Annotated in this window: 7 protein-coding genes; 1 reads left to right on the top strand and 6 read right to left on the bottom strand. The window is 73.2% G+C overall.

Annotated elements, in window-relative coordinates; genetic code table 11:
- Window positions 1-125: 125 nt before the first annotated feature.
- Window positions 126-2,024, bottom strand: coding sequence for an Ig-like domain-containing protein (locus tag ACI79X_RS19825; protein ID WP_457027136.1), 1,899 nt, complete (start codon window positions 2,022-2,024; stop codon window positions 126-128).
- A 215-nt stretch (window positions 2,025-2,239) separates the two neighbouring features.
- Window positions 2,240-3,610: a replicative DNA helicase gene (dnaB, locus tag ACI79X_RS19820; RefSeq protein ID WP_457027135.1), complete on the bottom strand. Its 1,371-nt coding sequence runs from the start codon at window positions 3,608-3,610 to the stop codon at window positions 2,240-2,242.
- 488 nt (window positions 3,611-4,098) lie between these two features.
- Between dnaB and ACI79X_RS19815 the strand changes: the two genes are divergently transcribed.
- A complete protein-coding gene (locus ACI79X_RS19815; protein ID WP_457027134.1) occupies window positions 4,099-4,947 on the top strand; it encodes a helix-turn-helix transcriptional regulator in 849 nt (282 codons plus the stop codon).
- A gap of 149 nt (window positions 4,948-5,096) precedes the next feature.
- On the opposite strand, the gene rplI is transcribed toward ACI79X_RS19815, so the two are convergent.
- Genes rplI through rpsF form a run of 4 tightly spaced genes read right to left on the bottom strand, consistent with a single transcriptional unit; the run spans window position 5,097 to window position 6,611 of the window.
- Complete coding sequence (rplI, locus tag ACI79X_RS19810; protein ID WP_457027133.1) at window positions 5,097-5,552, bottom strand: 50S ribosomal protein L9; 456 nt, start codon at window positions 5,550-5,552, stop codon at window positions 5,097-5,099.
- 2 nt (window positions 5,553-5,554) lie between these two features.
- Window positions 5,555-5,791, bottom strand: coding sequence for a 30S ribosomal protein S18 (gene rpsR, locus ACI79X_RS19805; protein ID WP_073422051.1), 237 nt, complete (start codon window positions 5,789-5,791; stop codon window positions 5,555-5,557).
- 38 nt (window positions 5,792-5,829) lie between these two features.
- Complete coding sequence (locus ACI79X_RS19800; protein WP_457027132.1) at window positions 5,830-6,321, bottom strand: single-stranded DNA-binding protein; 492 nt, start codon at window positions 6,319-6,321, stop codon at window positions 5,830-5,832.
- 2 nt (window positions 6,322-6,323) lie between these two features.
- Window positions 6,324-6,611, bottom strand: coding sequence for a 30S ribosomal protein S6 (rpsF, locus tag ACI79X_RS19795; RefSeq protein WP_075014203.1), 288 nt, complete (start codon window positions 6,609-6,611; stop codon window positions 6,324-6,326).
- Window positions 6,612-6,635: the final 24 nt, after the last annotated feature.

The raw sequence follows: 6,635 nt of genomic DNA, 5'->3' as shown, positions 1-6,635 counted from the left end.
CCCCCGCGACACCCCCCACCCCCCCCCCCCCGCCCGCACTTGACCGGGACGGGACCAGGGGGGCGGTTGACGGAGGGGCCCGGGACTACATGTCGGCCCGGGCCCCTCGTGCGGTCAGCGGCCGGTCAGGGCCGCAGCGCCGGTGCCGCGTAGTTCAGCGGCAGCAGGAGGGCCGGGTCGCTGATCGGCACCTCCCACACCGCACCGGCGCCGTCCGGGTCGATCACCTGACCCGTGCGGAGGAACGCCGCCACCTGCTGCTGGCCCTGCAGGGCCGCCGGGAGGGTCAGCTGCAGCAGGAAGGAGTGCGGGTTGTTGGCCGCGTTCGCCGTCCTGTCGTTGCGGTAGAGGCTGGTCCGCGACCAGAGGTCCCCCGCGTCGACCAGCGTGTACGACGTCGGGTTGGGCACCGTCTGGTCGCCGAACGCCACCTGCACGACGACCCGCTCGGGCTCGATGAGCGGCGAGAAGGTCTCCGGGCTGCCCGGGCGGGACAGCCAGGTGGCCCGCGCCAGGTACTCCTGGATCGCCGCCGCCCCGGGGGCGGTGAGCGTCACCGGGCCCTCCCCGCGCAGCGGCATCTGCTCCTGGAAGAAGCCGCGGGTCGGGTCGGCGCTGTTGAGCAGGCCGGCCGCCTGCAGCGCCGCCGTCGTCAGCGGCCGGAACGCCGGCGACAGGCGGGCGATCTCGGTGATCGGCCCACCCGGCACGTTGAGCACCGAGCGGGTGATCGCCGGGTCGGCGCCGGTGACCATGGTCCCGTAGATGCCGCCGAAGCTCTGGCCGAAGTAGGTCACGCCCCGGCCGGAGAGGTCGGTGCTGCCGTTGCCATCGACGTCGGTGCCGAGCGAGCGCACCAGCGTCATGACGTCCGCGGCGGTCTGCCGCAGCGCGTCGCGCGACGAAGCCGCGGCGATCGCCCCGGTGGCCGAGGAGCCCTCGGTGTTGCCGATGACGCCGTCACCGTTCTGGTCGACGCCCCGGCCGTAGGAGGACAGCCGCGTCGTCTGGCCGCCGCTGGTGACCACCCACTCGCTGCCGGGGCCGTAGCCGTGACCGACGACGTTGGTGCCGATCGTGGCCAGGCCCGCGTTGGCGTTGCCGACCGCCGCGAGGAACACGCTCGTCGTCGAGGCGGTGAAGCCGTGGCCGAACACCGCCGTCGGCCAGCCGCCCGTCGGGGACGTGCCCGGCGGGAGGACGGCGACGATGGGCAGCCGGGCCTTGCCGACCGGCGCCGGGCCGCCGTCGCGGGTGGGCGTCTGCCGGATGGAGACGTCGGGTTGCAGCCATGACGGCGCCTCGTAGGAGCCGAAGACCAGCGTGCTGCCGGCCGGGTACGGCGGGAGCACGACCGGGACGGTCTGGTCGGCGGCGCCGCGGTCCTGGAGCTGCTGGACCGTGGTGCCGGCGGCCGGGAAGACGCCCTCGATCCGCAGGCCGGGCACGATGCCCTGCGCGCGGAGCGCCGCGCCGCTCTCGATCTGCCGGCGCAGGTCGAGCAGGCCGTCGGTCGCGCTCAGCGTGGTGAAGGTGTCCTGGGTGGCCTTGTTGTCGGGGCCGCCCTGCACCTTGAGCCGGTACGTCGTGCCGGGCGCGAGCTGCTCGGCCGGATGGGCGTAGAGGGTGTTGGTGGCCGGGTCCCACACGACGCGGTCGGCGCCGGTGCGCCACCCGCCGTGCTCCTCCTGGACGGTGATGCGCGCGGCGGTCGCCGCCGGGTCGACGGGCGAGCTGAACCGCACGGCGATCCGCGGGTCGAGGTCGAAGCCGTCGAGCTGGTTGAGCGACTGCACCAGGCCACAGGTGACCGGGGCCCCGCAGTCGGCCGTCGGCAGGGCGACCCGCCGCCCGGTCAGCTGGGCCGGGTCGCGGACGGTGAGGGAGTTCGACGGGAAGACCGAGAGGGGCTCGGCCTTCTGCGGGGCGGCCAGCGCGGGGGTCGCGGTGACCGAGAGGGTGGCCGTGAGGGCCAGCGCACCGAGGAGCGACGAGGTCGCCCGGTGCCAGCGTCGTTGCTGCACAGGCTTCTCCAGGTGGAAGGGACGAACCGGTCCTTCCTAGCCCCCGGTGAGCCGTATCACAACCGGCGGGTGTTGCAGCACTGCCGGCTCCACGTGGAACACCGGGGTCGGCCGGCCCGGCACCGGCCGCCCCGGCGATGCCGCAGCGGCCCGGAGCGGGGTGCTCCGGGCCGCTGCGGGGGCTCCGTGTCGGCTGCGCGGGAGTGCCCGGCGGCCTAGTTGGCCATGTCCACGAAGCGGCTGTAGTGGCCCTGGAAGGCGACGGTGACGTTCGCGGTGGGGCCGTTGCGGTGCTTGACCAGCATGATGTCGGCCTCGCCGGCCCGCGGGGACTCCTTCTCGTACATGTCCTCGCGGTGGATCATCATCACCATGTCGGCGTCCTGCTCGATCGAGCCGGACTCACGCAGGTCGGACAGCATCGGCTTCTTGTCCTGACGCTGCTCCGAACCACGGTTGAGCTGCGACATCGCGATCACCGGGACCTCGAGCTCCTTGGCCAGCAGCTTGAGCGCACGGGAGAACTCCGAGACCTCCTGCTGGCGGCTCTCGACGCGCTTGCCCGACGTCATGAGCTGGAGGTAGTCGATGACCACGAGCTTGAGGTCGTTGCGCTGCTTCAGGCGCCGCGCCTTGGCCCGGATCTCCATCATCGTCATGTTCGGCGAGTCGTCGATGTAGAGCGGGGCGTCGGCCACCTCGCCCATCCGGCGGGCCAGCTTCGACCAGTCCTCGTCGGAGAGCGTGCCGGCGCGCATGTGGTGCAGCGGCACCTTCGCCTCGGCCGACAGCAGACGCATGGTGATCTCGTGCTTGCTCATCTCGAGCGAGAAGATGACGGCGGGCATGTGGTGCTTCACCGTGGCCGACCGGGCGATGTCGAGGCCCAGGGTCGACTTGCCCACACCGGGACGGGCGGCGATGACGACCATCTGGCCGGCCTGCAGGCCGTTGGTCAGCTCGTCGAGGTCGCGGATGCCGGTGGGGACGCCGCGGGCGGTGCCGCCGCGCGAGGCGATGGCGTCGAGCTCGTCCATCGTGGGCTGCAGGACGTCCTCGAGGCGCGCGTAGTCCTCGCTCATGCGCTTCTCGGTGACCTCGTAGATCTCCTGCTGCGCGCGGTCGACGATGTCGTCGACGTCGCCGCGGCCACCCGCCGCGCCGTAGCCGAGCTGCACCACGCGGGTGCCGGCCTCGACCAGCCGCCGCAGCGTGGCCTGCTCGGCGACGATCTGCGCGTAGTAGCCGGCGTTGGCCGCCGTGGGCGTCGAGGCGATGAGCGTGTGCAGGTAGACCGCGCCGCCCATCTTCGACAGCTGGTCGGTGCGGTTGAGCTCGGCGGCGACGGTGATCGCGTCGGCCGGCTCGCCCCGGCCGTAGAGGTCGAGGATGCAGTCGTAGATCACCTGGTGCGCCGGCCGGTAGAAGTCGTTGCCGGTCAGCTGCTCGACGACGTCGGCGATGGCGTCCTTGCTCATCAGCATGCCGCCGAGCACCGACTGCTCGGCGGCGACGTCCTGCGGGGGCTGCCGGTCGTACTCCGGCGCCGTCGCCTGCGGACGGCTGAAGTCGTCGGCGACCGCCACCTGGTACCTCCCTCTGCTCGTGGGCGCGCGCGGACACAGCCCGGGCGCAGGGCCCGGGCCCGGTGGGGGAGCACCAGGACGCGCGACGCTCGTGCCCGAACGTCCGTCCGGGCACGTTGCTACCGGGCGCCACCGACAGTTCCCGCCGCCGGTACCCGGTGCCGCAGAGGACCGTAGGAAGTCGACGGCGGGTCCGTCCAACACCCGTGTGCACCGCGTTCTGCACAACTTGTGGACAAGTCGGTGGACAGCCCGAGTCGACATGTGGAGACGGACGGGACACCGACCGGCCATCCGCGGGTCCTGCGGGTGTCACCTGCGGGCGCTCCGCCCACGGGCTGTGGACACGAAGAAGTCGTGTGATCCGACGTCCGGGCGTGTCGTGTCGTCCCGTCCGGAACACCGGTCCCAGCAGCCCGCGGGCCGGGTCCCGCCCGGGTCCGCGGGACCCCCGGGCGGCCCGGCGCGCAGCACGGGAGACTGGTCGGGTGGACCCCGCGGACCTCGGCAGCTACCTGTCCACCCGGCGCGGCCGGGTCCGCCCGGCCGACGTCGGCCTGCCCGCCGGCCCGCGCCGCCGGGTCCCGGGCCTGCGCCGCGACGAGGTGGCGCGGCTGGCCGGCACCTCGGTCGAGTACTACACCGAGCTCGAGCAGGGGAAGGCCACGCACCCGTCCCCGCAGGTCCTCGCTGCGCTGGCCCGCGCGCTGCGGCTCGACGGCGACGAGCGCGACCACCTGTTCCACCTGGCCGGCCTCGCTCCGCCGTCGTCGGGCGGCAGCGGGCACGTGCAGCCGGCGATGCTCACCCTGCTCGACCGCCTGGGGGCGACGCCTGCGCGGGTCATCACCGACCTCGACGTGACCCTCGCGCAGAACCCCATGGCCGAGGCACTGCTCGGCGACGCCGGGCCGCGGACCTGGCCGGCCGCGAGCTTCGTCTACCGCTGGTTCACCGACCCCGCGGCGCGGGCGCTCTACCCCGCCGAGGACCACCCGCGGCACTCGCGGGAGACCGTCGCCGACCTGCGCGCCGCCGTCGCCCGCCGGGGGCGCGACGAGGAGGCCGAGGACCTGGTGGAGCGCCTGCACGCCGCCAGCGACGAGTTCGCGGCGCTGTGGGCCAGCGGCGACGTCGCCGTGCGGCGCAGCGTCCGCAAGCGGATCGTGCACCCGACGCTGGGCGTGCTGGAGCTCGACTGCCAGCGCCTGGTCAGCGACGACGGCCGCCAGCGGCTGCTGTTCTTCACCGCGCCGCCCGGTAGCGCCGCCGTCGGGCAGCTGGAGCTGCTGTCGGTGGTGGGCCGCCAGGACCTGGGGACGCCGTCGGGGGCCTGAGCGCCCGCCTCAGGTGCCAGGAGCCCGCCCGGCCGGCGCCAGGACCGCCGGGACGGCCGGGCGGTCCAGCGGGCCCACACCGCCCCGAGGACGCCGGAGGGGGCGCCGGACGTGGTGTCCGACACCCCCTCGGGCGGTGCTGTGCTGCGTCAGCCGGCGACGACCTCGATGGCCAGCGGGGTGCTGACCTCGGGGTGCACCCGCACGGTGACGGTGTGCTGGCCCGTGGTCTTGATGCTGCTCGGCAGCTCGATGCGGCGGCGGTCGAGCTCCGGGCCACCGGCGGCCGTGACGGCAGCGGCGACGTCGGCGGTGGTGACGCGGCCGAACAGGCGGCCACCGTCGCCGGCGCGGGCGGGCACCCGGACGGTCAGGCCGGAGAGGCGGCCGGCCACGGCCTGCGCCTCCTCGAGCGACCGCACCTCGCGGGCGGCACGCGCCCGGCGCAGCGACTCGACCTGCTTCTCGGCACCGCGGGTGGCGACGATGGCCAGACCGCGGGGCAGGAGGTAGTTGCGGGCGTAGCCGCCCTTGACCTCCACCGTGTCACCGGAGGACCCGAGACCGGTGACCTCCTGCGTCAGGATCAGCTTCTGGGTGCTCATGGTCAGCGCGCCGTCGAGGTGTAGGGCAGCAGGGCCATCTCACGGCTGTTCTTGACGGCCGTGGCGACGTCCCGCTGGTGCTGGCTGCAGTTGCCGCTCACGCGGCGGGCACGGATCTTGCCGCGGTCGGAGATGAACTTCCGCAGCAGGGTCGTGTCCTTGTAGTCGATGTAGGTCGCCTTGTCCTTGCAGAACTGGCAGACCTTCTTCTTGGGCTTGCGCACGGGGGGCTTGGGCACTGGGTTCTCCAGGTACGACTAGAGCTGGGTAGAGAGGATCAGAAAGGAGGCTCGTCCGACGGGCCGGCGGGCGTCGACCACGGGTCGCTCGCGCCGCCGCCACCACCGAAGCCGCCACCGCCACCGCCGCCGAAGCCGCCGCCACCGCCGCCGCCACCCTCACCGCGGGCGGCACGGGTGACCTTCGCGGTGGCGTAGCGCAGCGAGGGACCGATCTCGTCGACCTCGAGCTCGATGACGGTGCGCTTCTCGCCCTCCTTCGTCTCGAACGAGCGCTGCTTGAGGCGCCCCGAGACGATGACCCGCGAGCCGCGGGTGAGGGACTCGGCCACGTTCTCGGCCGCCTGCCGCCAGACGTTGCAGCGGAGGAACAGCGCCTCGCCGTCCTTCCACTCCTGCGACTGCCGGTCGAAGGTGCGCGGCGTCGAGGCGACCGTGAAGTTGGCGACCGCGGCACCCGATGGCGTGAACCGCAGCTCCGGGTCGGAGGTCAGGTTGCCGATGACGGTGATGACGGTCTCGCCGGCCATGCTCAGTGGACCTCGGGCCGCATCAGCTTGGTGCGCAGGACCGACTCGTTGAGGTTCAGCTGGCGGTCGAGCTCGGCGACCGCCGCGGGCTCGGCCTGGATGTCGACGACGGCGTAGATGCCCTCGACGTGCTTCTTGATCTCGTAGGCCAGGCGGCGCCGGCCCCAGATGTCGGTCTTGACGGTGCCACCGGAGTTGGTGACGACGGTCAGGAACCGGTCGAGGGAGGGAGCGATGGTGCGCTCCTCCAGGTCGGGGTCGAGGATGACCATCAGTTCGTAATGACGCACGGAGAACCCCACCTCCTCTGGTCT

This window comes from Geodermatophilus sp. SYSU D01119 (assembly GCF_054049975.1).
The sequence above is the reverse complement of the archived record's forward strand: the minus strand, read 5'-3'. Positions and strand labels throughout refer to the sequence as shown.

Bases quoted from the DNA above. Each gene is read 5' to 3' on its own strand.
- ACI79X_RS19800 (WP_457027132.1), bottom strand. From the start codon at position 6,321: ATGGCCGGCGAGACCGTCATCACCGTCATCGGCAACCTGACCTCCGAC.
- rplI (WP_457027133.1), bottom strand. From the start codon at position 5,552: ATGAGCACCCAGAAGCTGATCCTGACGCAGGAGGTCACCGGTCTCGGG.